The organism is Pseudoxanthomonas sp. USHLN014, assembly GCF_037153335.1.
Classification (GTDB): Bacteria; Pseudomonadota; Gammaproteobacteria; order Xanthomonadales; family Xanthomonadaceae; genus Pseudoxanthomonas_A; species Pseudoxanthomonas_A winnipegensis.
Genome location: NZ_JBBCKO010000009.1, coordinates 89057 through 113401, shown reverse-complemented (window position 1 = coordinate 113401; position 24345 = coordinate 89057). Strand labels below are relative to the sequence as shown.

The 24345-nt window shown below is 67.8% G+C and carries 16 protein-coding genes and 1 pseudogene; 10 read left to right on the top strand and 7 right to left on the bottom strand.

The features are described from left to right. Window positions 1-741, bottom strand: coding sequence for an SDR family oxidoreductase (locus WFQ05_RS15945; protein WP_130529310.1), 741 nt, complete (start codon window positions 739-741; stop codon window positions 1-3). Window positions 742-1026: 285 nt separating this feature from the next. Here WFQ05_RS15945 and WFQ05_RS15940 point away from each other — a divergent pair, with 285 nt between their 5' ends. The 4 genes and pseudogenes from WFQ05_RS15940 (at window position 1027) to galA (ending at window position 8632) form a co-directional block, all read left to right on the top strand. After that, window positions 1027-1944: a LysR substrate-binding domain-containing protein gene (locus WFQ05_RS15940; protein WP_337054518.1), complete on the top strand. Its 918-nt coding sequence runs from the start codon at window positions 1027-1029 to the stop codon at window positions 1942-1944. A gap of 301 nt (window positions 1945-2245) precedes the next feature. Then, entirely contained in the window at window positions 2246-4927 is a 2682-nt protein-coding gene (locus WFQ05_RS15935) for a TonB-dependent receptor (RefSeq protein WP_337054517.1), read from the top strand. A gap of 49 nt (window positions 4928-4976) precedes the next feature. Next, window positions 4977-6062: pseudogene (locus WFQ05_RS15930) on the top strand (arabinogalactan endo-1,4-beta-galactosidase); the annotation flags it as partial. Window positions 6063-6079: 17 nt separating this feature from the next. Continuing rightward, the gene (gene galA, locus WFQ05_RS15925) at window positions 6080-8632 is read left to right on the top strand and encodes a beta-galactosidase GalA (protein WP_337054516.1); all 2553 of its coding nucleotides are present in this window, start codon (window positions 6080-6082) and stop codon (window positions 8630-8632) included. 99 nt (window positions 8633-8731) lie between these two features. On the opposite strand, the gene WFQ05_RS15920 is transcribed toward galA, so the two are convergent. The 3 genes from WFQ05_RS15920 to WFQ05_RS15910 form a co-directional block, all read right to left on the bottom strand. Continuing rightward, window positions 8732-10264, bottom strand: a complete 1533-nt coding sequence (locus WFQ05_RS15920; protein WP_130561818.1) for an aldehyde dehydrogenase family protein — start codon at window positions 10262-10264, stop codon at window positions 8732-8734. A gap of 669 nt (window positions 10265-10933) precedes the next feature. Then, a complete protein-coding gene (locus WFQ05_RS15915; RefSeq protein WP_337054568.1) occupies window positions 10934-11761 on the bottom strand; it encodes a S1/P1 nuclease in 828 nt (275 codons plus the stop codon). 194 nt (window positions 11762-11955) lie between these two features. Beyond that, window positions 11956-12579 (bottom strand): OmpW family outer membrane protein, encoded by a 624-nt coding sequence (locus tag WFQ05_RS15910; protein WP_130523572.1) that lies wholly within the window; start codon window positions 12577-12579, stop codon window positions 11956-11958. 224 nt (window positions 12580-12803) lie between these two features. Here WFQ05_RS15910 and gap point away from each other — a divergent pair, with 224 nt between their 5' ends. The 6 genes from gap to WFQ05_RS15880 all read left to right on the top strand — a co-directional run bounded on the left by gap (window position 12804) and on the right by WFQ05_RS15880 (window position 20040). Then, a complete protein-coding gene (gap, locus tag WFQ05_RS15905) occupies window positions 12804-13808 on the top strand; it encodes a type I glyceraldehyde-3-phosphate dehydrogenase (RefSeq protein WP_130520189.1) in 1005 nt (334 codons plus the stop codon). 230 nt (window positions 13809-14038) lie between these two features. Beyond that, the gene (locus tag WFQ05_RS15900; RefSeq protein WP_130520191.1) at window positions 14039-14551 is read left to right on the top strand and encodes a hypothetical protein; all 513 of its coding nucleotides are present in this window, start codon (window positions 14039-14041) and stop codon (window positions 14549-14551) included. Between the two features lie 845 nt (window positions 14552-15396). Continuing rightward, the gene (locus tag WFQ05_RS15895; protein ID WP_130519304.1) at window positions 15397-16572 is read left to right on the top strand and encodes a phosphoglycerate kinase; all 1176 of its coding nucleotides are present in this window, start codon (window positions 15397-15399) and stop codon (window positions 16570-16572) included. Between the two features lie 75 nt (window positions 16573-16647). Next, window positions 16648-17310 carry an HAD-IA family hydrolase gene (locus WFQ05_RS15890; RefSeq protein WP_337054515.1) on the top strand — a complete coding sequence of 221 codons (663 nt, stop codon included), beginning with the start codon at window positions 16648-16650 and terminating at the stop codon, window positions 17308-17310. A 185-nt stretch (window positions 17311-17495) separates the two neighbouring features. Beyond that, the gene (pyk, locus tag WFQ05_RS15885) at window positions 17496-18965 is read left to right on the top strand and encodes a pyruvate kinase (protein WP_130523576.1); all 1470 of its coding nucleotides are present in this window, start codon (window positions 17496-17498) and stop codon (window positions 18963-18965) included. 70 nt (window positions 18966-19035) lie between these two features. Beyond that, entirely contained in the window at window positions 19036-20040 is a 1005-nt protein-coding gene (locus WFQ05_RS15880; protein ID WP_337054514.1) for a class I fructose-bisphosphate aldolase, read from the top strand. Between the two features lie 238 nt (window positions 20041-20278). Here the strand turns inward: WFQ05_RS15880 and WFQ05_RS15875 are convergent, their stop codons facing one another. The 3 genes from WFQ05_RS15875 to pilB all read right to left on the bottom strand — a co-directional run bounded on the left by WFQ05_RS15875 (window position 20279) and on the right by pilB (window position 24282). Further along, entirely contained in the window at window positions 20279-21142 is an 864-nt protein-coding gene (locus WFQ05_RS15875) for an A24 family peptidase (RefSeq protein ID WP_130523577.1), read from the bottom strand. Window positions 21143-21145: 3 nt separating this feature from the next. Continuing rightward, complete coding sequence (locus tag WFQ05_RS15870; protein WP_337054513.1) at window positions 21146-22405, bottom strand: type II secretion system F family protein; 1260 nt, start codon at window positions 22403-22405, stop codon at window positions 21146-21148. Window positions 22406-22545: 140 nt separating this feature from the next. Continuing rightward, window positions 22546-24282 carry a type IV-A pilus assembly ATPase PilB gene (gene pilB, locus WFQ05_RS15865; RefSeq protein WP_337054512.1) on the bottom strand — a complete coding sequence of 579 codons (1737 nt, stop codon included), beginning with the start codon at window positions 24280-24282 and terminating at the stop codon, window positions 22546-22548. Window positions 24283-24345 lie beyond the last annotated feature (63 nt).

The following is a 24345-nucleotide window of genomic DNA, read 5'->3' as shown; positions in this document are numbered from 1 at the left end:
TTACTCGTGATAGAGCTGGGAGCGGCCGCCATCGATCAGGATGTCGGTGGCGTTGATGAAGCGGGCCTCGTCGCTGGCCAGGAACAGGGCGGTGTAGGCCACTTCCTGCGGCGTGCCGATGCGGCCGGGCGGCAGCAGCGCGGTCTGGCGTTCGCGCGCGCCCGGCTCGCGGGCGAACCAGGCCTCGATGCGCGGCACCAGGATCAGGCCGGGCGAGATCGAGTTCACCCGCACGCCGTGCGCGGCGTATTCGATGCCCAGCGCCTTGGTCATGCCGATCAGGCCGTGCTTGGCGACCGGGTAGGGGAAGGCGTGCGGGATGATCTTGTGGCCGTGCACCGAGGCGATGTTGACGATGCTGCCGGCGCCGGCGGCGACCATCGCCGGCAGCGCCGCCTTGCATAGGTTCCAGGCGCCCTTGAGATTGAGATCCAGGCAGCGCTGCCAGTCGGCGTCGGTGAGCTGGAGCGGATCGGAGAACACGTCCGCGCCCGCGTTGTTGACCAGCACGTCGAGGCGGCCGTGGCGCGCCAGGATGTCGGCGACGAGCGCCTGCACGCCCTCACCGTCGGTGATGTCGCCCTGCACCAGCGCCAGGCGCGCGTCGGCCGCGGCCGGCGCGTTGCGATCCAGGCCGATCACCGTGGCGCCGTGCTCGGCGAACAGCGCGGCCGTGGCCGCGCCGATGCCGCTGGCCGCGCCGGTGACCAGCGCGACCTTGCCGGACAGCCGGCCGCTCATGCGCAAGGCGCCGGCGATGGGCCGGCGTCTGTCTGCGAATGCGTCATGGAACCCCTCCTCGGTTCATCACGATCCGTGACGGAATGGTCCGGTGCGTCCGTCAGGACGCGACGCTACCGGATTGGACACCCCGGCGGACCATGCGGGGCCGGAGCGGCGCTGATTATTGGAAGCCAAGCTATACCTGGCAAATGAAATTTTTCGAGTGTTCTATTTCGCCACGGAATACGTTACGGTCCGCCACCGTCCGCGTCGTCGACGCCGGTTGAGAATGGGGGCTGGACCATGCTGCTGAAGACGCGCCACCTGCTGCTCTTGCAGCACCTGCACGAGCAACGCTCGGTCCTGCGCGCCGCCGAGGCGACGCGGATGACCCAGCCGGCCGCCTCCAAGCTGCTGGCCGAGATGGAGAGCCTGCTGGGCGTGCCCTTGTTCGAGCGCCACGCGCGCGGCGTCGAACCGACCCGCTACGGCGAGGTGCTGGCGCGCCACGCGCGGGCGGCGCTGTCCGAGCTGGCCCACGCCGGCGATGAGATCGCCGCGCTGCGCGAGGGCCGGCTGGGCCAGGCGGCGCTGGGCACAGTGGTCAACCCGGGCACCAACCTGGTGCCGCTGGCGGTGGCGCGGGTCAAGCGCGCCTTCCCCGGCATCCTGGTGCGGGTGGAGATGGACTACAGCCGGCCGCTGGTCTCGCGCCTGCTCGATGGCCAGCTGGACATCGTGGTGGGGCGGATCATGGATGCCGAGCTGCGCGATGAGCTGGAGTTCGAGCGCCTGGCCGACGAGCCGCACGCGGTGATCGCCCGCGCCGGCCATCCGCTGGGCGGGCGCTCGCTGTCGCATGCCGACCTGGCCGGATGCGGCTGGATCGTCCCGCCGCGCGAGAGCGTGCTGCGCGCGCGGCTGGGCACGGCCTTCATGCGCTACGGCATGCCCTGGCCGGACAACGTCATCGAGACCTCGGCCCTGCCGGTGATCACCGCGCTGCTGGCCGAGAGCGACTTCCTGACCGTGCTGCCGGCGCGCTCGGTCGCCGCCCACGTCCAGGCCGGGCAGCTGGCCGTGCTGCCGATCGACATGGACGTGCAGATGGAGGATTTCGGCATCGTGCGCCGCCGCGGCCATCAGCTCTCGCCCGCGGCGGCCTGCGTGCTGGAGGCGCTGCGCGAGACGGCCCGGACGCTCTACGACACGCCGGACTAAGGCGCGCACGTATTCCAGGGCTGGATAGCTCCCTGTGAATATTTCATTTGTGCGGCATGTCTGCCGTTCCTATGCTGCCGCCCGTAGACACACCGTGGCCCTGCGGGGTCCTGCCGAACCTGCCCAGCGTGGCGGGCCAGGCTCCCCTGACACGGGTGCGCCCCCGGCGGGACCTGAGGGTCCGGCCGATCGGCACCGCGGCACCGCCTTCGGGTGACTGCCGCACGGTGGGGCCGCCACGGGCGACCCGTGCACATCACAACTTAAGTTCGGCCAATTTGTCCTTGGGAGGGAGCAAATCATGCCAATGCACCAAGTGCGCGCCCCGCAACGCGGCGCGTCGGAACGTCTCGTCCGTCATCTGCTCACCGTCGCCGTGCTGGGCATCCTGGGTGGTGTGGCCGGGCAGGCGCTGGCCCAGGACGCGGCCGCCAAGCCGGACGCGGCCCAGGACGGCGAGGCCGTCACCCGTCTGGACACCGTCACCGTCACCGGCCAGCGCGCCGCGCTGGACAAGGCGGTGTCGGTCAAGCAGATGGAAGATCACGTGGTCGAGGTGATCTCGGCCGACAACATGGGCCAGATGCCCAACGTCACCGTGGCCGAGGCGCTGGCGCGCCTGCCCGGCGTGACCGCCTCGCTGGACCGCGGCAACGCCAGCCTGGCCACCGTGCGCGGCCTGGGCCCGCGGATGACCATGGGTACGGTCAACGGCCGCGAGATCGCCTCCTCCGAGCCGGACCGCGCGGTGCGCTGGGAGATCTTTCCCACCGAGATCGTCTCCACCGTCAAGGTCTACAAGACGCCCTCGGCCGACCTGATCGCCGGCGGCATCGCCGCCACGGTGGACATCGCCACGATCGATCCGCTGACCTATACCGGCCCGCGGTTCGTGGCCAGCGCCGGCCCGGTGTTCTACGACCAGGGCAAGGACGTGGACGGCTACAGCCCCTGGGGCAGCCGCTTCGGCGCCAGCTGGGTGCACAAGATCAACGACGACCTGGCCATCGCCATCGGCGCGACCTACCAGAAGCAGAAGAACGCCAACGCGCTGATCGGCAGCTGGGGCTATACCGACGACGCCAGCGCGGTGGACGTGGATGGCGACGGCACGCGCGACTACACCCCCTGGGGCGCGGCCGACCAGCTCAAGCTGATCGACCAGACGCGCACCGGCGCGATGGCCGCGCTGCAGTGGCGCAGCGGCAACTTCGAACTCAAGGCCGACGCGCTCTATTCGAGGGTGCGCATCGACGAGGACCAGTCGCAGACCTGGTACCGCAACTGGGACGACAGCATCTGGTCGTGGTGGAACCCCTACGGCCAGCCGGGCTCGTCGATCCACATGATCGACCACAGCGTGGTTGGCGGCACGCTGATCAACTCGCAGTGGGGCACGCCGCTGGAGATGGACCAGGTGCTGGCCAAGTACAGCGAGGTCAAGACGCTGACCGCCGGCGGCCTCAACGGCAAGTGGACCGGCGAGGTGTGGACCCTCGGCGCCGACCTGTCGGCCTCGGAGGCCAAGCGCGAGAACCGCTGGCGCTCGGTGCAGTTCGGGCTCAACCCGGACAGCGTGTCCTTCGACTTCGCGCCGGGCCACGCGCCCTGGATCTCGGCCAGCAGCGCCACGCCGGCCTGGGGCATCGCCGGCAGCGACGAGCCGCAGGCGCTGCACGACCGCATCGCCGCGCTGGCGCTGGATGCCAGCCGCCCGCTCGATGGCGCGTTCAACCGCCTGTCCTTCGGCGCGCGCGTCTCCGACCGGGTCAAGCGCAACCGCCACGAACTGGCCAACTACTCGGACTACAACCAGCCGATCTCGGCCTATGCCGACCTGATCCATCCCCTGGACATTCCCGGCCTGAACGTGCCGCCGGTCTATGCCGGCAACGTGGACGACATCGCCGAGCGCGGCTTCGGCGGCTTCGCCCCCTCGGCGCTGGCCGAACAGATGCTGGACCACTGGAAGGTGCAGGAGCGGGTCAAGGAAGCCTTCGCCAAGGCCAACTTCAGCTCCAACTGGCTGGGCGTGGATGTCACCGGCAACGTCGGCGTGCGCGTGGTCGGCACGCATACCCGCAGCGATGGCTACGACACCGTCGATGGCAATACCTATGCGCCCAGCAGCGCCAGCAAGGACTACACCGACGTGCTGCCCAGCGCGACGGTCAACTTCCTGATCGCCGACGACAAGATCCTGCGCCTGTCCGCGGCCAAGGTGGTCGCGCGGCCGCCGCTGGACGAGCTGCGCACCGGCCGCTATCTGGACAATCCGGCCACGGTCAGCGGCCAGCTCACCGGCAGCGGCGGCAACCCGCGGCTGGATCCGTTCCGCGCCACCCAGCTCGACCTGTCCTACGAGTGGTACTTCCACAAGGAGGCGCTGGCCGCCGTGGCGGTGTACCGCAAGTGGGTCGATTCGAGCATCGGCTACAAGACCGAGCACGAGACCATCGACGGCCGCGACTATCTGATCAGCGGCCCGTTCAACGGCGGCGGCGGTTACATCGACGGCGTCGAGCTGACCTTCCAGACCCCGTTCTGGTTCATCCCGGGCATGGAGAACTTCGGCATCTATTCCAACCTGTCGCTGGTGGATTCCAACCTGCACGAGTTCTCGCCGGCCAACAATCCGCTGCCGCTGAGCGGGCTGGCGCGGCGCACCGGTTCGGCCGACCTGTGGTACAGCAACGGCAAGCTGGAGGCGCGCGCGGGCTATAGCTACCACAGCCCCTACAGCACGGCGTACGGCTGGAACGCTTCCCATCTGGTGCGCCTGGACAGCATGGGCACCTGGGACGCCAGCCTGGGCTGGCAGTTCAATCCGCGCTGGGCGATGAAGCTGCAGGTCAGCAACCTCACCAACGAGGCCATGCGCGCCTATACCGACAACCTGCCGTATCGCCTGGCCAACATGGACGATGGCGGCTACCAGTTGTTCGGCCGGCGCTTCTCGCTCGAAGCCACGTTCCGGTTCTGAGAGGGCGATGACTGTGAGCGATCGAAACAGAGGCTGGCTGCGTGCGGCGATGCTGGCGGCGGTGCTGTTCGCGCTGCCGGCCGGCGGCGAGGAGCGCGCACGGCCGTTCTACCTGGGGGCGGACCTGTCCTTCGCCAACGAGATGGAGGACTGCGGCGTGCAGTACCGCGACGGCGGCAAGGTCGAGGACGTGTTCTCGATCTTCCGCGCCCATGGCGCCAACCTGGTGCGCGTGCGGCTGTGGAACGACGCGCGCTGGACGCGCTACAGCGACCTGTCCGACGTCAAGAAGACCGTACGCCGGGCCCGCGCCCAAGGCATGCAGGTGCTGCTGGACCTGCACTACTCCGACGACTGGGCCGACGGCGACAAACAGTACATCCCCAAGGCCTGGGCCGATATCGCCGACACCGACGACCTGGCGCGCACGCTCTACAACTTCACCTACGACACGCTGATGGCGCTGGACCGCGAAGGGCTGATGCCCGAGCTGGTCCAGGTCGGCAACGAGACCAATCCCGAGCTGATGAGCTCCAGGGTCTGGGACAAGCGGAAGGACCGCATCGACTGGACGCGCAACGCGGCCCTGTTCAACGCCGGCATCCGCGCGGTCCACGATGCCGGCGCCCACTCCAGGATCCAGCCGCGGGTGATGCTGCATATCGCCCAGCCGGAGAACGTGGAGCCGTGGTTCGCGGCGGCCGACCGCGCCGGGGTGCGCGGCTTCGACCTGATCGGCATCAGCTACTACCGCAAGTGGTCCACGCAGACGATGGCGCAGCTGGGCCAGACCATCGCGCGCCTGCGCAAGACCTATCCGGACAGGGACGTGGTGGTGGTGGAGACGGCCTACCCGTGGACGCTGGAGGCGGGCGATGAATCGCACAACCTGCTCGGCGAGGACTCGCTGATTCCGGGCTATCCGGCCACGCCCGATGGGCAGCTGCGCTACCTCACCGACCTGACCCAGCTGGTGGCCGACAACGACGGCAGCGGCGTGGTCTATTGGGCGCCGGAGTGGACCACCAGCCGCTGCAAGACGCGCTGGGGCACCGGTTCGTCCTGGGAGAACGCCACGTTCTTCGATTTCCGGCACGGCAATGCGTTGCTGCCGGGCATCGACTTCATGCGCCACGACTACCGTCTGCCGCGATGAGCGAGCTGAGCCGTCGCGAACTGCTGCGCGCGCTGATGGCCGGCGGCGTGGCGGTCACCGTGCCGGCGGGCCGCGCGGCGGCGACGCCGAGCGCCGCCGGTGACGCGGCCGTCGCGCAGGCATCCTCGGCACTCGCATTGCCGCGGGCGCCGGCCGGGCGTCCAACGCCTGGCGCGCGCCAGCGCGACCGTCTGGATGCCGACTGGCGCTTCGCCTTCGGCCATGCCGACGACCCGACGCGCGACTTCAACTTCGGCACCTACCAGCGCACCTACGCCAAGGCCGGCAAGGACACCGCCGATGCGGCGCTGATCGCTTACGACGATGCGGGCTGGCGCGCGCTGTCGCTGCCGCACGACTGGGCGGTGGAACTGCCCTTCGTGCCCAATCCCCATCCGCCCGCCGGCGTGGACGATCCGGCCGCCGCGCACGGCTATCGCCCCGTGGGCCGCGACCATCCCGAGACCAGCATCGGCTGGTACCGGCGTGAGCTGGACATTCCCGCCAGCGATGCGGGCCGGCGCCTAGTGCTGGAATTCGACGGGGTGTTCCGCGACTGCATCGTGTTCTGCAACGGCCATATCGTCGGCACCAACGCCAGCGGCTATATCGGCTTCGAGGTGGACATCACCGATGTGGTCGACTACGGCGCGCGCAATGTGATCGCGGTGCGCGTGGACGCCACCCTGGGCGAGGGCTGGTTCTACGAAGGCGCCGGGATCTATCGCCATGTCTGGCTGCGCAGGACCGACCCGCTGTACATTCCTGCCGGCGGGCTCGTGGTGCGGGCCACACCCCGCGCTGGGCAGGCCGCCTGCGCTGTAGAGGCGACGCTGCACAACGCGGGCGACCAGGCCGAGGCCTGCGTGCTGGTGCTGCAGGTCCTGGACGACGACGGGCGCATGGTGGCCAAGGCGCAGCTGCCGGCAACGCAGGTGGCGCCCGGCGATGCGACCACGGTGCAACACGCGCTGGCCTTCGACGCACCGCAGCTGTGGTCGCCCGAAAACCCGGTCCTGTACCGGCTGCTGGCCGAGCTGCGTGTGGACGGTGTCGCATGCGACGCAGTCCAGGTCGCGTTCGGCGTGCGCAGCATCGCCTTCGACGCCCAGCGCGGCTTCCTGCTCAATGGCGCGCCGTACAAGCTCAAGGGCACCTGCAACCACCAGGATCATGCCGGCGTGGGCACCGCCATCCCCGACGCCTTGCACGCCTGGCGCCTGCAGCAGCTCAAGGCCCTGGGCTGCAACGCCTGGCGCATGGCGCACAACCCGGCCAGCCCGGCGCTGATGGACCTGTGCGACCGTCTGGGCATGCTGGTGATCGCCGAGACCCGGCGCATGTCCTCCGACCCTGAGGCGATGCGCGAACTGCAGCGCTTGCTGCTGCGCGACCGCAACCGGCCCAGCGTGATCGCCTGGTCGCTGGGCAACGAAGAGCCGCAGATGGTCACCGCGCGCGGCGCGCGCATCGTCGGCACGATGCAGGCGCTGGTGCGCCGGCTCGATCCGACCCGGCCGACCACCTTCGCCATGGACAAGGGCTTCGGCGAGGGCGTGGGGCAGGTGGTGGACGTGGTCGGCTTCAACTACCGCACCAACCAGATGGACGCCTTCCACGCGCGTGAGCCGCAGCGGCCGGTGTACGGCAGCGAGACCGCCAGCACCGTGTCGGTGCGCGGCAACTATTTCGTCGACGACGCCCGCGGCTATACGCGCGCCTACGACGTCGACCACCCGTGGTGGGCATCCACGTCCGAGTCGTGGTGGGCGTTCGTGGCCGAGCGGCCGTGGATCGCCGGCGGCTTCGTCTGGACCGGGTTCGACTATCGCGGCGAGCCCACGCCGTACAACCGCTGGCCCAACGTGGCCTCGCAGTTCGGCGTGCTCGACAGCTGCGGCTTCCCCAAGGACAACGCCTGGTACTACCGCGCGCAGTGGACGCAGGCGCCGGTGCTGCACCTGTTCCCGCACTGGAACTGGGACGCGCTGCCGGCCTTGGCCAACGGCATGGTGGATGTATGGGTCCACAGCAACCTGGACGAGGTCGAGCTGTGGGTCAACGGCGTCAGCCAGGGCCGGCGCCGCGTGCCGCGCTACGGCCATGTGGAGTGGCGCGTGCGCTACGCGCCGGGCGCGATCGAGGCGCGCGGCTATCGCGGCGGTGAGCAGGTGCTGGTGCAGCGGCGCGAGACCACCGGTGCGCCGGCCGCCATCGCACTGCGCTGCGAGCGCGACAGTCTGCTGGCCGACGGCCAGGACGTGGGCATGATCGAAGTGGCCATCGTGGACGCGCAGGGCCGGCAGGTGCCGACTGCCGCCGACGAGGTCCGCTTCCAGGTGAGCGGGGCGGGAGCGCTGATCGGCGTCGGCAACGGCGACCCGGCCAGCCACGAGGCCGACAAGGCCGATCGGCGCCGCGCCTTCAACGGGCTGTGCCAGGCGATCGTGCAGAGCGCGCGTGCGCCGGGCCGCCTGCGGCTGCAGGCCAGCGCGCCAGGCTTGCGGGGTGCGACGCTGGAGCTGGAAGTTTTGGACGCGCTCGCCTAGGTGAGCGCGGCCTGAGTTACGCCGTCTCCGAGCGTGCGGCGACGACGACAAGGTCAGGCACGGATCGGCCCCAAGGCCGGTCCGTGCCGTTCGGACCCTTTAAAGATCGAACTTGATGCCCTGCGCCAGCGGTAGCGAATCGGAGTAGTTGATCGTATTGGTCTGGCGGCGCATGTAGGCCTTCCACGCATCCGAGCCGGACTCGCGCCCGCCGCCAGTGTCCTTCTCGCCGCCGAACGCGCCGCCGATCTCCGCACCGGAGGTGCCGATATTGACGTTGGCGATGCCGCAGTCGCTGCCGGCCGCGGAGAGGAACTTCTCGGCCGCCTTCAGGCTGTTGGTGAAGATCGACGAGGACAGGCCCTGCGGCACGCCGTTCTGCATGTCGATGGCCTCCTCCAGCGTCTCGTACTTCATCACGTACAGGATCGGGGCGAAGGTCTCGTGCTGGACGATGGCGTCGGTGTTCTTGAGGCCGGAGATGATGGTCGGCAGGACGAAGTTGCCCGCGCGCTCCAGCGCCTTGCCGCCGGTTTCCACCGTGCCGCCGGCGGCCTTGGCCTGCTCGACGGACTTCAGGAAGGCATCGACCGCGGCCTTGCTGTTGAGCGGGCCCATCAGATTGGCCGCATCCAGCGGATCGCCGATCTTGCCTTCCACCTGCTTGTAGGCCTTGACCAGCGTGGCCAGCACGGTGTCGTAGATCGAGGCGTGCACGATCAGGCGGCGGGTGGTGGTGCAGCGCTGGCCGGCGGTGCCCACCGCGCCGAACACGATGCCCGGCACGGCCAGCTTCAGGTCGGCGGTCTCGTCCAGGATGATGGCGTTGTTGCCGCCCAGTTCCAGCAGGCTGCGGCCCAGGCGCCGCGCCACGCGTTCGCCGACGATGCGGCCGACCTCGGTCGAGCCGGTGAAGCTGATCAGCGGCACGCGCTTGTCGTCCACCAGCTGCTGGGACAGTTCGATGCCGGCATCGTTGATCAGGAAGAACAGGTCGGGGAAGCCGGCGTCCTTGAGCGCGTCGTTGCAGATCTTCTGCGTGGCCAGCGCGGTCAGCGGGGTCTTATTGGACGGCTTCCAGATGCAGATGTCGCCGCAGATGGCAGCCAGGAACGCATTCCACGCCCACACCGCGACCGGGAAGTTGAACGCGCTGATGATGCCGACCAGGCCGATCGGGTGGTACTGCTCGTACATGCGGTGACCCGGGCGCTCCGAATGCATGGTGTAGCCGTAGAGCATGCGGCTCTGGCCCACCGCGAAGTCGGCGATGTCGATCATTTCCTGTACTTCGCCGTCGCCCTCGGGCTTGGACTTGCCCATCTCCAGCGCCACCAGCGAGCCGAGCAGATCCTTGTGCTTGCGCAGCGCCTCGCCGCACAGGCGCACGGCCTCGCCGCGACGCGGCGCCGGCGTGGTGCGCCAGGTCTTGAACGCCGCCTGCGCGCGTTCGATGACCGTGTCGTAGTCGGACTGGCTGCTGGCATGCACCGTGGCGATGACGGCATTGGTGGTCGGGTTGACCGACTCCAGCACCCCGGCATCGGTGGTGCTGGACCACTGGCCGTTGCCGAGATAGGTGCCGGGATTGGTCGGGCCAAGGCCCAAGGCCTTGAGCAGGTCAGCAGACATGGAAACTCCGTGTTCGGGGACGCGATGCGCCGCGGGCGGGGGACGCGGCAGGGCCGGCAATTTTAGCAGGCCGTCCGGGCCGGACTGGGCTGGGTCAGGGATGGCCATCTTGTGGCAGCTGCGTCGCTAGCTCCGGCCGTGAATTTATGGCGCGCGGGCAGGTGCCGTCAGCGCCACGATCGTCGGGATTCGGGATTCGGGATTCGGGATTCGGGATTCGGGAATCGGGAATCGGGAATCGGGAATCGGGAATCGGGAATCGGGAATCGGGAATCGGGAATCGGGAATCGGGACCAGGGACCAGGGACCAGGGACCAGGGACCAGGGACCAGGGACCAGGGACCAGGGACCAGGGGCTCGCAGCCAACATCAAGACCTCACCAAAGCCGCCCCCTCCCTTGCGCGCAGCGCAGGGGAGGGTTGGGGAGGGGTGCTTTTCGCGGTAAAGCTAAGGGAGGCGAAAAGCAGCAAGTGCTGACAGCACAGCGCCCGCAAGCGCTAGGAGCAACGGCAAAGACAAAAGCCAACCCCTCCCCAACCCTCCCCTGCGCTGCGCGCAAGGGAGGGGGCGCATCATTGGGAGCCGACCAACTTTGCGAGGCGGCGAGCGACCTTGAAGTGGCGCGCCCAAATCTCTGCGTTTCGCGCGCTCACGACAAGAAGCTTTCGTCAGCCGCCCTGCGCCTGCCCCAGCGCCGCGTTCAGCACAGCCGCCAGGCGCACGCCGGCCAGACGCAGCTGCTGCTCGGCCACCGGTGTCCAGGTGGTGAAGTAGGCCGGGTCCAGCTTGGCCCGGGCCGGGTAGAACCCCGGCGAGCGGACGATGCGGCAGGACGCCTCGGCCCACGAGGTCGCGTCCGGCGGGAAGCCGGTGCCGGCGCCGGGCGCGGGCCGGGGCAGGGCGCGGATCTGCGCCAGCAGCGCGTCCTCGTCCAGGCCGGTGCGGCGCAGCAGCCCGCTGTCCCACAGCGAATGCAGATTGCTGCCCTGGCCGTCCACGTTGATCTGCACGGTGTTGCCGCCCTTGTCGCGGGCGAAGCCGGCGTGCAGCGGCTGGTGGGCATCGCCGACCAGATGCACGACGAACTTCAGCGCCTGCAGGCGGGCGGCGGCCGGTGCGCTGCGGTCGGCCAGCAGCTTGGTCTGCGCGGTGAGCGCGGCGATCGTGCAGTCGCCGTTGCGGCAGTCGCGCGGCGGGTCGTAATGGCAGTCGTCCTCACCCAGGTTGACGTAATGCCAGGCGGCGGTGCGCTTGCCCAGGTTAGGGTCGGATTCGCGCAGTTCGTCGGGCCAACTGGCGATGCCGGGCAGCGTCGCGCCGGGCTCCAGCGCCAGCAGGGCGTCGATCTGCGCGCGCGTCTGCGCGGTGAGGTCGGGCTCGGCCAGCTCGGCCACTAGCCGATGGCCGGTGCGGCCCCAGGCCAGAGCGGACACGGGGCAAGCCAACAGGCTCAGGGACAGCAGCGCGGCCAGCGGCCGCACGAACGGGATCTTCAACACGCAGCATCCGGCTTTCGAAGCACGAGGGCCCGGATGATACCCGCGCCTGCGCGCCGGCTCGATGTCACCTCCGCGCGGCGACGCGCCTGAACCGCCCTCCGTGGCGGCGACACACCCGGCCTCCCTGGCCGGTCCCCATCCGGCCCGCGCTGCGTGCGTACGCTGCCGGCCCGCGCGCATCGCAGGCTGGCTCAGAAGCGGTACACCCAGGCGGCGCCGTAGACCATCGGATCGATGTTGGCCGTGCCCAGCTTGGCCCCGTTGAGCTTGACCTTGGTGTCGATATCGGCCCAGCGCACGTCCACGCGCAGGGCGCTGCGCGCGCTCAGCGCGAAGTCCAGGCCGGCGTGCGCGGCCAGGCCCCAGGAGTCGCCCAGATCCAGGTCGCTGCCAGCCAGGGCGCCCTTGGCGTCGGTGCTGAAGAACTTGGTGTAGTTCACGCCCAGCCCCACGAACGGCGACACCTTGCCGGCGCTGTTGAAGTGGTACTGCAGCGACACCACCGGCGGCAGCTGCTTGGTGGTGCCGACCTTGCCCAGGCCCTTGATGTTGATGTCGTGCTGGAACGGCCAGGCGGCCAGCACCTCGATGCCCAGGTTGTCGGCCACGAAGTACTCGCCGGTGACGCTGGGGCGGGTGCTGCTGTCCACGCTGACCGGCAGCGTGCCGCCGGCCAGCTTGCCGTTGTCCGACTTCGGATTGACCTGGTGGATGCCGACGCCGACGGTGAAATCGCCGCGCGACTGGGCAGCGGCCTGGAGGCAGACGCCGCCCAGGGCCAGGGCGAGCAGGCAGGGGAGGAGGGACTTGCGCATGACGATGAGACTCCGTTGTGTGTGGCGCACATGCTCCAACCGGGCCTGGGCGCCCGCCTTGATCCGGATCAAGGCGCACGGCGGGCGGCTGTCGTCCTGGGATCGCCGCCGGGTTCAGCCCGGCGCGGGTCACGACCCGGCGGCAACGGGGCGCGCTGCTAGAATGCGGACCCCTTCACCGCCGCGTCGCGCACCCGCGTGCCGCTTACAGGAGTCCTCCAGCAATGAGCATCAAGGTAGGCATCAACGGCTTCGGCCGCATCGGCCGCAATGTGCTGCGTTCGGCCGTGCAGAATTTCGAGGGCGAGATCGAGATCGTCGCCATCAACGACCTGCTCGAACCCGACTACCTGGCCTACATGCTGCAGTACGACTCGGTGCACGGGCGCTTTGAGGGCACCATCTCGGTCGAGGGCACCACGCTGATCGTCAACGGCAAGAAGATCCGCCTGACCGCCGAACGCGACCCGGCCGCGCTGAAGTGGGACGAGGTGGGCGCCGAGGTGGTCATCGAGTCCACCGGCATCTTCCTGACCAAGGAAGGCGCGCAGAAGCACCTGGACGCCGGCGCCAAGAAGGTCATCCTGTCCGCGCCGTCCAAGGACGACACGCCGATGTTCGTCTTCGGCGTCAACGACAAGACCTACGCCGGCCAGGCGATCATCTCCAACGCCTCGTGCACCACCAACTGCCTGGCGCCGCTGGCCAAGGTCATCAATGACAAGTGGGGCATCAAGCGCGGCCTGATGACCACCGTGCACGCCGCCACCGCCACGCAGAAGACCGTCGACGGCCCGTCCAACAAGGACTGGCGCGGCGGCCGCGGCATCCTGGAGAACATCATTCCCTCGTCCACCGGCGCGGCCAAGGCCGTGGGCGTGGTGATCCCGGAGCTCAACAAGAAGCTGACCGGCATGAGCTTCCGCGTGCCGACCTCCGACGTGTCGGTGGTGGACCTGACCTGCGAGCTGGAAAAGCCGGCCACCTATGCCGAGATCTGTGCCGAGATGAAGGCCCAGAGCGAGGGCGCGCTGAAGGGCGTGCTGGGCTACACCGAGGACAAGGTCGTGGCCACCGACTTCCGCGGCGAGACCCGGACCTCGGTCTTCGATGCCGAGGCCGGCATCGCCCTGGACTCCACCTTCGTCAAGCTGGTGTCCTGGTACGACAACGAATGGGGCTACTCCAACAAGTGCCTGGAGATGGTCAAGGTCGTCGCGGGCAAGTAAGCCGCGCGATTCAGGACAAGGGCGCCTTTCGGGCGCCCTTTGTCTTGATGCGGTCACGGGAAACGGGTAGGTCCGCTCGGCGGAGGGGACGATGGAGCCCGGGGGGAGCGCGAGCAGGGGTGCGGGTCTCTTTTTTCGGGCCGGGTGTCGTGCTATCAATCACCCGCGGATCGTCCAACGGCCCGTGCCGTGGGCAGGGAAGCGAATTTCACTCAAGGGGTAAGTGTTTCATGAAGATCAAGCAATGGTTTGGAAGCGGCCTGATTGCAGTGGCCGCCGTGCTGATGGCGCCGGGTGCATGGGCGCAGACGGCCGACATCTTCGACATCGATTACGTGCAGGGCCACCTGGTGGCCGGCAAGACGACCAAGGCCCAGGTGCTGGAAAGCTTCGGCGAGCCGACTTCAAAGAAGGCCAAGCTGAGCTCGTCCGGCGGCGCCTCCGAGACCTACGTGTACATCAAGGGCGCGGCCAAGAAGCCCGCGGCTTCGGCCGGCTCTGGCTTCGGCAAGATGGTGGGCTCGCTGCGTGGCGTGCTGGGCGATGTCTCCGACCTGACCGGCAAGAACGTCGGTGGCGAAGTGGCCTCCAACAGCTATCGCGCCCAGCGCAGCGCCAACGCCGCCGATCGTCTGTCCGCGCGCGCGGGTACCGACGCCGATGCGTCGGCCGGCGCCGATGGCGCCTCGCGGCTCACCATCCAGATCCAGGGCGGCGTGGTGACTTCGTTCGATATGGAGTGAGGTGGGCCCTGCGACCGCTTGCGCTCAGCCCCCGCGCCGAAAGCGCGGGGTTTTTCGTTTGGATCGTCTCCGCGGTGCAGGAGTCAACCCAGGAGTGACGTGAGCGAGGTGGGCGAAAGCGTTTCGCCAACCAACCTCGACCGGCTCGGTGTGGCTCCTCGACTCGGTCCTCCATCTGCGGCGGACTCGCCGCCGCGTGTCATCTGGCCCGCCCTTCGCCCGCCCGCCCGGGTCGAGGCTCTGCAGCGAATAGATCAGGACTTCTTACAACTCGAAGGTATCGAGCAAGCGCTCTGCCCCCTCCCTTTCGCCGCAGGCGAAGGGGAGGGCCGGGGTGGGGTGCTTTTGCTCTTGCTTCTGTGGCTTGACCGGTAAAGCCACTACCCCTCCCCATCCCTCCCCTGCGCTGCGCGCAAGGGAGGGGGCCCTCAAACCGCTAATTTCCCGTCACTGATCGCGGTCTGCGCGAACGAGGGGTTCGAACGACCCCGCAAACCGAAGCCCTGTGGCCTGACGCTCGAGGCAGCGGGCTGGCGGGCGGTGGCCGCGCCTAGCGAGGCAGGAAGCCGAGCGCCCGAATCAGGGCAGGATGCCCTGATTGAGGGATAAGCGGCCGCCGCCCGCCGGCCCGCTGCCCTTCCGAAGCAGGGCAGCCAAGGCGCTGAGATGCGTCGGTGAAGAAAGAGCCCACTTGGGCACAAAGGTGGCCAGTGAGCGGCTCGAGATGCGATGCACAAGGCCCGACACGTCGCGCAGTGCACCTCCCAACGCCGCTGTAGGTTTGCCGCACCTCCACGCAGCGCGGACAATGGGTGTCTGATCTTTCCCCTGCACAGGACCCAAGCATGACCATCGTCCGCATGAGCGACCTCGACCTGTCCGGCAAGCGCGTGCTGATCCGTCAGGATCTCAACGTGCCGATCGAGAACGGCCAGATCACCTCCGAACAGCGCATCACCGCCTCGGTGCCGACCCTCAAGGCCGCGCTGGAGCAGGGCGCGGCGGTGATGGTCACCTCGCACCTGGGCCGGCCGAAGGAGGGCACCTGGAGCGAGGAGGATTCGCTGGCGCCGGTGGCCGAGCGCCTGACCGCCTTGCTGGGCACCAAGGTCGAGCTGGTGCGCGACTGGGTCGACGGCGTGGACGTCAAGCCCGGCCAGATCGTGCTGCTTGAGAACTGCCGCATGAACGTGGGCGAGGCCAAGGACGACGAGACGCTGTCTAAGAAGTACGCCGCGCTGTGCGACGTGTTCGTCATGGATGCCTTCGGCACCGCGCACCGCGCCCAGGCCTCCACCCACGGCGTCATCAAGTACGCGCCCATCGCCGCCGGCGGCCCGCTGCTGATGGCCGAGCTGGATGCCCTGGGCAAGGCGCTGGACAACCCGGCCAAGCCGCTGCTGGCCATCGTCGCCGGCAGCAAGGTCTCGACCAAGCTCGAGCTGCTGTCCAACCTGGTCGGCAAGGTCGACCAGCTGATCGTCGGCGGCGGCATCGCCAACACCTTCATCGCCGCGGCCGGCTACAGCGTCGGCAAGTCGCTGTGCGAGCCGGACCTGATCGGCACCGCCCAGCAGATCGTCGCCGACGCCAAGGCACGCGGCGCCGAGATCCCGCTGCCCACCGATGTGGTGGTGGCCAAGCAGTTCCTGCCCGACGCCCCCGCGACGGTGAAGCGCGTCGATGCGGTCGAAGCCGATGACCTGATCCTGGACATCGGCCCGGACACCGCACAGGCCTACGCCGCGCTGATCGCCAAAGCCGGCACGGTGGTGTGGAACGGTCCGGTCGGCGTGTTCGAGTTCGACGCCTTCGGCAAGGGCACCGAGACCCTGGCGCGCGCGATCGCCGCCTCGCCGGCGTTCTCCATCGCCGGCGGCGGCGACACGCTGGCGGCCGTGGACAAGTACGGCATCGCCAAGGACGTGTCCTACATCTCCACCGGCGGCGGCGCCTTCCTGGAGTTCCTGGAAGGCAAGACCCTGCCGGCGGTCGCGGCGCTGGAAGCGCGCGGCAGCTGATCGGCGCGCTGCTGTCACTTCAGAGGCCCGGCCCTGGAAAGCCGGGCCTTTTCGCTTCTTATTCGAGGTATCCGCATGACTCCGCTTCCCACCCTGTTCTTCGACCTGGATGGCACGCTGATCGATTCCGAGCCCGGCATCGTCAACGGCATCGCGCATGTGTTCGCGTCCCTGCAGCGGCCGACGCCATCGCGCGAGGCACTGCGCGCGTGGATCGGGCCGCCGATGCGCGACAGCTTCCAGGCCGCGTTCGGCGACGAGGATTTGGTGGCACGCGCGCTGGCGCTCTATCGGCAGCGTTACGACGCGCTGGGCTGGACCGAGCTGACGGTGTACCCCGGCATTCCTGAGCTCATCGAGGCGCTGGCGCAGGCCGGCCATCGGCTGGCGGTGGTGACCTCGAAGAACGAGCGCGCGGCGCGGCGCATCCTGGGCGCACTGCCGTTCGGCGCGGCGTTCGAGGAAATCGTCGGCGCCAGCGACGACGGGGCCCGCCGCTTCAAGCGCGACCTGATCACCGAAGCGCTGACGCGGCTGCAGGTCCCGGCATCCGACTGCGTGATGATCGGCGACCGCCGCATGGACATCGAGGGCGCCGCGGCGCACGCCATGCGCAGCATCGGCGTGCTGTGGGGCTTCGGCGATCGCGACGAACTGCTTGCCGCAGGCGCCGGACAGGTAGTCGAGACGCCATCCGCGCTGGCCGATGCGCTCGGTGTGGCGCTGCCGCGCATTTGAATACCATTACAAAGCCATTTCAATCATTCGCGCCGTGAGGTTCGTGACGCCAAGACCCTTTCGCATCAAGGAGTTGGCCAGGAATGGGTGTTGTGGAGCGCTGACACACCGTTCCATGCTGCAGTGCAGAAGCGGACCACCACCAGTCCTGTGGTAGCGTTTACGGCAAGACGGAGACCCTCGCCATGACCCAATCCAACGCCCGCCGCACCAAGATCCTGGCCACCCTCGGCCCTGCCACCGACCCGCCCGGCGTGCTGGAGGACCTGCTGCGCGCCGGCGTGAACGTGGTGCGGCTCAACTTTTCCCATGGCGACCCGTCGGCCCAGCGCGATCGCGCCGAGGCCGTGCGCAGCGCCGCCAACAAGCTCGGCCTGGAAGTGGGCATCCTGGCCGACCTGCCCGGTCCCAAGATCCGCATCGAGCGCTTCGCTCAGGGCAAGGTGCAGCTGAAGACCGGCGCGCGCTTCGACCTGATCGCGCGCGAAGGCGTGCCGGCCGGCGATGAGACCCAGGTCGGCGTGAGCTACCTCGACCTGCCGGGCGACGTGGCGCCGGGCGATGTGCTGCTGCTGGACGACGGCATGATGCAGCTGCGCGTCACCGCCGTGGAAGGCGAGCGCATCGTCACCCAGGTGCTCAACGACGGCGTGCTGTCCGACCGCAAGGGCCTGAACAAGCAGGGCGGCGGGCTGTCGCTGGGTGCGCTCAGCGACCGCGACCGCGAGCTGATCGCCATCGTCGCCGACATCGGCGTGGACTTCATCGCCGTCTCCTTCTGCCGCAACGCGGCCGACATGGAGGAGGCGCGCAGCCTGGCGCGCAAGCACGGCAGCGACGCCTTCCTGGTGTCCAAGATCGAGCGCACCGAGGCCATCGAGAACCTGAAGGAGATCGTCGGCGCCAGCGACGTGGTGATGGTCGCGCGCGGCGACCTGGGCGTGGAAATCGGCGATGCCGAGCTGCCTGGCCTGCAGAAGCAGATCATTCGCGAGTCGATCGAGCAGAACAAGGTCGTCATTACCGCGACCCAGATGCTGCAGTCGATGGTCGAGAGCCCGCTGCCCACCCGCGCCGAGGTCATGGACGTGGCCAACGCGGTCATCGACGGCACCGATGCGGTGATGCTCTCGGCCGAGACCGCCGCCGGCACCTATCCGGTGCGCGCGGTCGAGGCGATGGCGCGCATCTGCGTCGGCGCCGAGCGCTCGTTCTCGATGGACACCGATTTCGAGGCGGCCCAGCGCAACCTGCAGCGCGCCGACCACGCCATCGCGATGGCCACGATGTTCCTGTCCGAGCACATCAAGCTGGGCGGCGTGGTGGCCTTGAGCGAATCCGGCGGCACGGCGGGCTTCCTGTCGCGCTTCCGCTCCACCGTGCCGGTCTATGCGTTCTCGCGCCATGGCGGCGCGCGCCGGCGCATGGCCCTGATGCGCGGCGTCCATCCCATCGCCTTCGACAGCCGCGGCATGGTCCCGCGCGAGGCCGCGCGCGCCAGCATCCAGATGCTGGTCAAGGCCGGCGCGCTGGGCCCGGGCGACCGCGTGGTGTTCACCAGCGGCGAGCACATGGAGACCCACGGCGCCACCAACACCCTGCGCCTGCTGGAAGTGGGCGAAGACGGGCGCGCCAGCGGGCTGGGCGAGCTTTAAAGCGCACCTGGGCTGTGAGGGGGCGCCGCTATACTGCGGCCCCCTCGCAGTGCGTTCTCCAGGAGCTCCAATGAGCATCGAATCGCTCGCCGAAACCGCGCAGGCGTTGGTCGCCCCCGGCAAGGGCATCATCGCCATCGACGAATCCACGGCCACCATCGGCAAGCGCTTCGCCGCGGTCGGCATCGAGAACACCGAGGCGCATCGCCGCCGCTACCGCGAGCTGCTGCTGACCACGCCCCGGCTGAGCGATCACATCTCCGGCGCGATCCTGTTCGAGGAGACCCTGCGCCAGAGCACCGAGGATGGCACGCCGTTCCCCAAGTACATGGCCAGCCACGGCGTCATCCCCGGCATTAAGGTCGACAAGGGCACCTCGCCCCTGGCCGGCTGCCCGGGTGAACGGGTGACCGAGGGCCTGGACGGCCTGCGCGACCGGCTCAAGGCCTACTACGCCCTGGGCGCGCGCTTCGCCAAGTGGCGCGCGGTGATCACCATCGGCGAGGACATCCCCTCCGGCACCTGCATCGAGGTCAACGCCCACGCCCTGGCCCGCTACGCGGCGCTGTGCCAGGAGCAGGGCCTGGTCGCCATCGTCGAGCCGGAAGTGCTGATGGACGGCGACCACGATATCCAGGTCTGCTACGAGGTCACCGAGGCGATGCTGCGCTCGCTGTTCGGCGCGCTGCACGATCAGGGCGTGCTGCTGGAGGGCACGCTGCTCAAGGCCTCGATGGTCGTGCCGGGCCAGGACTGCGAGGAGCGGGCCGACATCGAGGAAGTCGCCGAGTCGACCGTGATGTGCCTCAAGAGCACCGTGCCGGCGATCCTGCCGGGCATCGTCTTCCTCTCCGGCGGCCAGTCCGACGCGGACGCCACCGCGCACCTGGATGCGATGAACCGCCTCGGCAACCTGCCATGGCCTTTGAGTTTCTCTTACGGCCGCGCCATGCAGCAGGCCGCGCTGGCCCACTGGGCCAAGGATCCGGTCGGCAACTTCGCCAAGGCCCAGGCCATCGTGCTGGAGCGCGCGAAGGAGAACGGGCTGGCGGCGCTGGGGAAGTGGAAGGGGTAGGGCGCGGGCTTGCGGCGTTGAGGGTCGGCGGATCTGCGCTGAGGCGGAACCTTGTGTTGCCGTTGAGGATGGCCTTTGCGCGGTATGGCGGCCGGGGGCGCAGAAAGTGAGCTCGTCATCTCCGCGCAGGCGGGGATCCAGCGGCTCTCCCTGGGCTCCATACTCACTTGAGCGCACCTAACGAAAAACGCCGGCTTCGAGCCGGCGTTTCATCATCAAGGGTCGAATCGGCCCCGCGTTACCGCAGCCCCGACAGCCGCAGATATCCGTCGATGATCTGGTCGCCCCAGAAGAACACCACCCATCCGGCCACGGCCAGATAAGGCCCGAACGGGATCTGCGTCGAGCGGTCGCGCCCCTTCGTCGCCAGCCACGCCGCACCCACCACCGCGCCGATCAGCGAGGAGAACAGGATCACCGGCAGGATCCCGCGCAACCCGACCCATGCGCCGATCGCGGCCAACAGCTTGAAGTCGCCGTGGCCCATGCCTTCCTTGCCGGTGAGCTGCTTGAACAGCCACCACACCGACCAGAGCGACACATAGCCCGCCATCGCCCCCAGCAACGCGGGCTTGGGCGGCAGATAGAGATGCTCCAGGCTGGCGACCAGCCCCAGCCACATCAGCGGCAGCGTCAAGGTATCGGGCAACAGCCGCGTGCGCAGATCGATCCCCGACAGCGCCACCAGGAAACAACTCAACACCGCCGCGCCAAAGCCCTGCCAGCCGAAGCCGAAGCGCCATACGCAGAGCACCGCTAGCAGCCCGACCAGCAGCTCGACCGCCGGGTACTGCACCGAAATCGGCGTATGGCAGTACCGGCACTTGCCGCGCAGCGCCAGCCAGCTGAACAGCGGAATGTTCTCAAACCAGGCCAGCTTGTGCTTGCAGTGCGGGCAATGCGAAGGCTCGACCACGATCCCGGGCGGCGGCGGGTCGTACAGATCGGGCTGCTCCAGGATCTCGGTGGCATCGCGCCGCCACTGCCACTCCAGGCGCCGCGGCAGCCGCAGGATCACCACATTGAGGAAGCTGCCGACCATCAGGCCGAGCGCGCCCACCACCGGATACCCCAGCTCGGGGTGTTGATCGAGAAACGCCATGCTTTAGATCGCCGCGCCCAACTTGAAGATCGGCAAGTACATGCCGATGACCATGCCGCCGACCAGGACACCAAGAATCACCATGATCATCGGCTCGATCAGGCTGCTCAGCGCATCGACCGCGTTGTTGACCTCTTGTTCGAAGTATTCAGCAACCTTGAACAGCATCGTATCGAGCGCACCCGCCTCCTCGCCGATGGCCGTCATCTGGATCACCATGTGCGGAAACAGGTTGGTCTGCTTCATCGCCATGTTTACCGGATAACCCACGGCAACGTCATCGCGGATCCGGTGTACCGCCTGCTCGTAGAGCGTGTTGCCGGTTGCGCCTGCGACGGTATCCAGGGCCTCAACCAGTGGAACGCCGGCCTTGAACGTCACCGCCAAGGTACGGGAAAAACGGGCGATCGCGCTGTTATGCAGGATCTTGCCCATGACGGGCACCTTGAGCAAAGAACGATCGACAAAATGCTGGAACTTCAAGGATCGCTTCATGAAAAAGATGAAGGCAAAGATCCCTCCGCCGATCACCAGGACGGCGAGCCACCAATAGGAGATGGCCACGTCGGAGGCGGCCACAATCATCTTCGTGAAGGCTGGCAGATCGGCACCGAAGCTTTCGAACACCGCTTGGAACTGGGGGACGACGAAAATCAGCAGGATCGCGCTGACGATCAAGGCGACCGCGATGGTCATGGCGGGATAGAAGAGCGCCTTCTTGATCTTTCCCTTCAAGGATTCGAGGTTCTCCTTGTAGGTGGCGACCGTGTCGAGCACAGTCTCAAGCACACCAGCGCCCTCGCCGGCGCGGACCAGGTTGCGGTACAACTCGTCGAACTGAACGGGGTACTTGCTGATCGCTTCCGTCATCGATGAGCCTCCCTCGATGTCCGTGCGGATGCCCTCGAGCATCTTCTTCATGCGAGGATTTTTATGGCCGCCGCTGATGATCTCCAGCGAGGTGATGATCGGGACGCCCGATTTCATCATGGTTGCCATCTGACGGCTGAAGAAGGCGATATCGCCCGGCTTGATGGGCTTGCCGGCAGCGCCGAACAGAGGCTTCGGCTTGGGCTTGAGGACCGACGGGGTGATGCCCTTGCCGCGCAACTCGGCACGAAGCAGGTTGGCGTTGCGCGCCTCCTGTTCGCCCTTCATCTTGACGCCGCGCTTGTCGGTCCCTTGCCAAACGAAGGTGATCAGCTGCTTGGTGTCGCGCGCGACCGGTACGGACTTCTTGGCGGCTGAACGGCTTACGGCCATGTGCGTTCCCCAGTTGCCGGCATCCCCATGCCGGGTAGCTCGACCCGCATGGTAGCGGGTTCTGCTGGCAAAACAACGTGCAAGTGCGCGATTCCACTGGGCATTTGTCCAGTGTCTCCGTACTTCTGGACGGACTTCGCCTAGTCCTTGGTTACGCGGTTGATCTCGGCCAGGCTGGTCAGCCCCTGCTTGACCTTCCACAGGGCCGACTGGCGCAGGTCGCGGATGCCGGAGCGCTGTGCGGCCTCCGCGATCTGGATCGCGCCGCCACCCTCCAGGATGATCGTGGCGATCTCGTCGGTCATCGGCATGACCTGGTAGATGCCCACGCGGCCCTTGTAACCCTCGGTACACTCATCGCAGCCCACTGCCTCGAAGACGCTGAGGCCCTCGTCCAGTTCCGCCTGGCTGAATCCTTCGGCCAGCAGCGCCTTAGCCGGAATGGTGGCGGGGCGCTTGCAACGCGTGCACAGGCGGCGGGCCAGGCGCTGGGCGATGACCAGGGTGACCGAACTGGTGATGTTATAGGGCGCGATGCCCATGTTCATCAGGCGCGCAATGGTCTGCGGTGCATCGTTGGTGTGCAGGGTCGAGAGCACCATGTGGCCCGTCTGCGCCGCCTTGACGGCGATCTCGGCCGTCTCCAGATCGCGGATTTCGCCGACCATGATGATGTCCGGATCCTGGCGCAGGAACGAGCGCAGCGCGGCGGCGAAGGTCATGCCGCGTTTGTTGTTCTGCTGGACCTGGTTGACGCCGGGAAGACGAATTTCGACCGGGTCCTCGGCCGTGGAGATGTTGCGGGTATCGTCGTTGAGGATTCCCAGCGCTGTATACAGCGACACGGTTTTGCCGGAGCCGGTCGGGCCGGTCACCAGCACCATGCCGTAGGGCTTGTGGATGGCATCCAGGAACAGCTTCTGCTGGTCCTCCTCGTAGCCCAGCTTGTCGATGCCCAGCTTGGCGGCGCTGCCATCCAGGATGCGCAGCACGATCTTCTCGCCGAACAGCGTCGGCAGGGTGCTGACGCGGAAGTCGATCTGACGTGTCTTGGAAAGATTGAGCTTGATGCGTCCGTCCTGCGGAACGCGCTTTTCGGCGATGTCCAGCTGCGACATGACCTTCAGGCGCGCGGCGATGCGCTGGTTGAGCTTCTGCGGGGCCCGCGCGACGGTCTTGAGGATGCCATCGATGCGCAGGCGCACGCGGTAGTCGGTCTCGTAGGGCTCGAAGTGGATGTCCGACGCGCCCCGGCGGATCGCGTCGACCAGCATCTTGTTGACGAACTTGACGACGGGCGTGTCCTCGCCCTTGGCGTCGATGCCGGTGTCGCCGCTCTCCTCGTCGCCCGCTGCGGTGTCTAAATTGCCGAAGTCCTCATCTTCGCCACCCATGCCAGCCAGAGCGTCCGATGCGTTTCGCCATGTTTCCAGCGTGCGACGCAACTGGTCATCGGCGACCAGGATGGGCTCGACCACCAAGTTGGTATGGAACTTGATTTCGTCCAAGCCCTGCATGCGCGTCGGATCGGAGACCCCCACATACAGCTTGTTGCCGCGCTTGAACATTGGCAGCACCTGATGCTTTTGCAGCAGCTCCTCGCTGACCAGCTTCAAGGCATTTTGCGCGGAATCGAACGCAGAGACGTCCATCAACGGAATGCCGAACTCGATGGCGTTGGCTGCCGCCAATTGCGCGGGGCTCACCAGCTTCTTGTCCTGGATCCACTGCGCAAGCGGAACCCTGGCCTGGCTGGCCTCGGCCATGGCTGTCCGTGCTGCCCCCTCCTCCATTGCACCATCCATGACCAGACGGCGGGCAATGCCGGTGATGCCGACAAGATTTGCGTTCAGGGCGGAGGGCGCGATCGCGTTCATACAAGGATTCTGCGTGAATTGATGAGTGGAGCTGCAAGAACCGGGCCAGCTTCTCCACTTTAC

Bases quoted from the DNA above. Each gene is read 5' to 3' on its own strand.
- WFQ05_RS15945 (WP_130529310.1), bottom strand. From the start codon at position 741: ATGAGCGGCCGGCTGTCCGGCAAGGTCGCGCTGGTCACCGGCGCGGCC.
- WFQ05_RS15940 (WP_337054518.1), top strand. From the start codon at position 1,027: ATGCTGCTGAAGACGCGCCACCTGCTGCTCTTGCAGCACCTGCACGAG.
- WFQ05_RS15935 (WP_337054517.1), top strand. From the start codon at position 2,246: ATGCCAATGCACCAAGTGCGCGCCCCGCAACGCGGCGCGTCGGAACGT.
- galA (WP_337054516.1), top strand. From the start codon at position 6,080: ATGAGCGAGCTGAGCCGTCGCGAACTGCTGCGCGCGCTGATGGCCGGC.
- WFQ05_RS15920 (WP_130561818.1), bottom strand. From the start codon at position 10,264: ATGTCTGCTGACCTGCTCAAGGCCTTGGGCCTTGGCCCGACCAATCCC.
- WFQ05_RS15910 (WP_130523572.1), bottom strand. From the start codon at position 12,579: ATGCGCAAGTCCCTCCTCCCCTGCCTGCTCGCCCTGGCCCTGGGCGGC.
- gap (WP_130520189.1), top strand. From the start codon at position 12,804: ATGAGCATCAAGGTAGGCATCAACGGCTTCGGCCGCATCGGCCGCAAT.
- WFQ05_RS15900 (WP_130520191.1), top strand. From the start codon at position 14,039: ATGAAGATCAAGCAATGGTTTGGAAGCGGCCTGATTGCAGTGGCCGCC.
- WFQ05_RS15895 (WP_130519304.1), top strand. From the start codon at position 15,397: ATGACCATCGTCCGCATGAGCGACCTCGACCTGTCCGGCAAGCGCGTG.
- WFQ05_RS15890 (WP_337054515.1), top strand. From the start codon at position 16,648: ATGACTCCGCTTCCCACCCTGTTCTTCGACCTGGATGGCACGCTGATC.
- pyk (WP_130523576.1), top strand. From the start codon at position 17,496: ATGACCCAATCCAACGCCCGCCGCACCAAGATCCTGGCCACCCTCGGC.
- WFQ05_RS15880 (WP_337054514.1), top strand. From the start codon at position 19,036: ATGAGCATCGAATCGCTCGCCGAAACCGCGCAGGCGTTGGTCGCCCCC.
- WFQ05_RS15875 (WP_130523577.1), bottom strand. From the start codon at position 21,142: ATGGCGTTTCTCGATCAACACCCCGAGCTGGGGTATCCGGTGGTGGGC.
- WFQ05_RS15870 (WP_337054513.1), bottom strand. From the start codon at position 22,405: ATGGCCGTAAGCCGTTCAGCCGCCAAGAAGTCCGTACCGGTCGCGCGC.
- pilB (WP_337054512.1), bottom strand. From the start codon at position 24,282: ATGAACGCGATCGCGCCCTCCGCCCTGAACGCAAATCTTGTCGGCATC.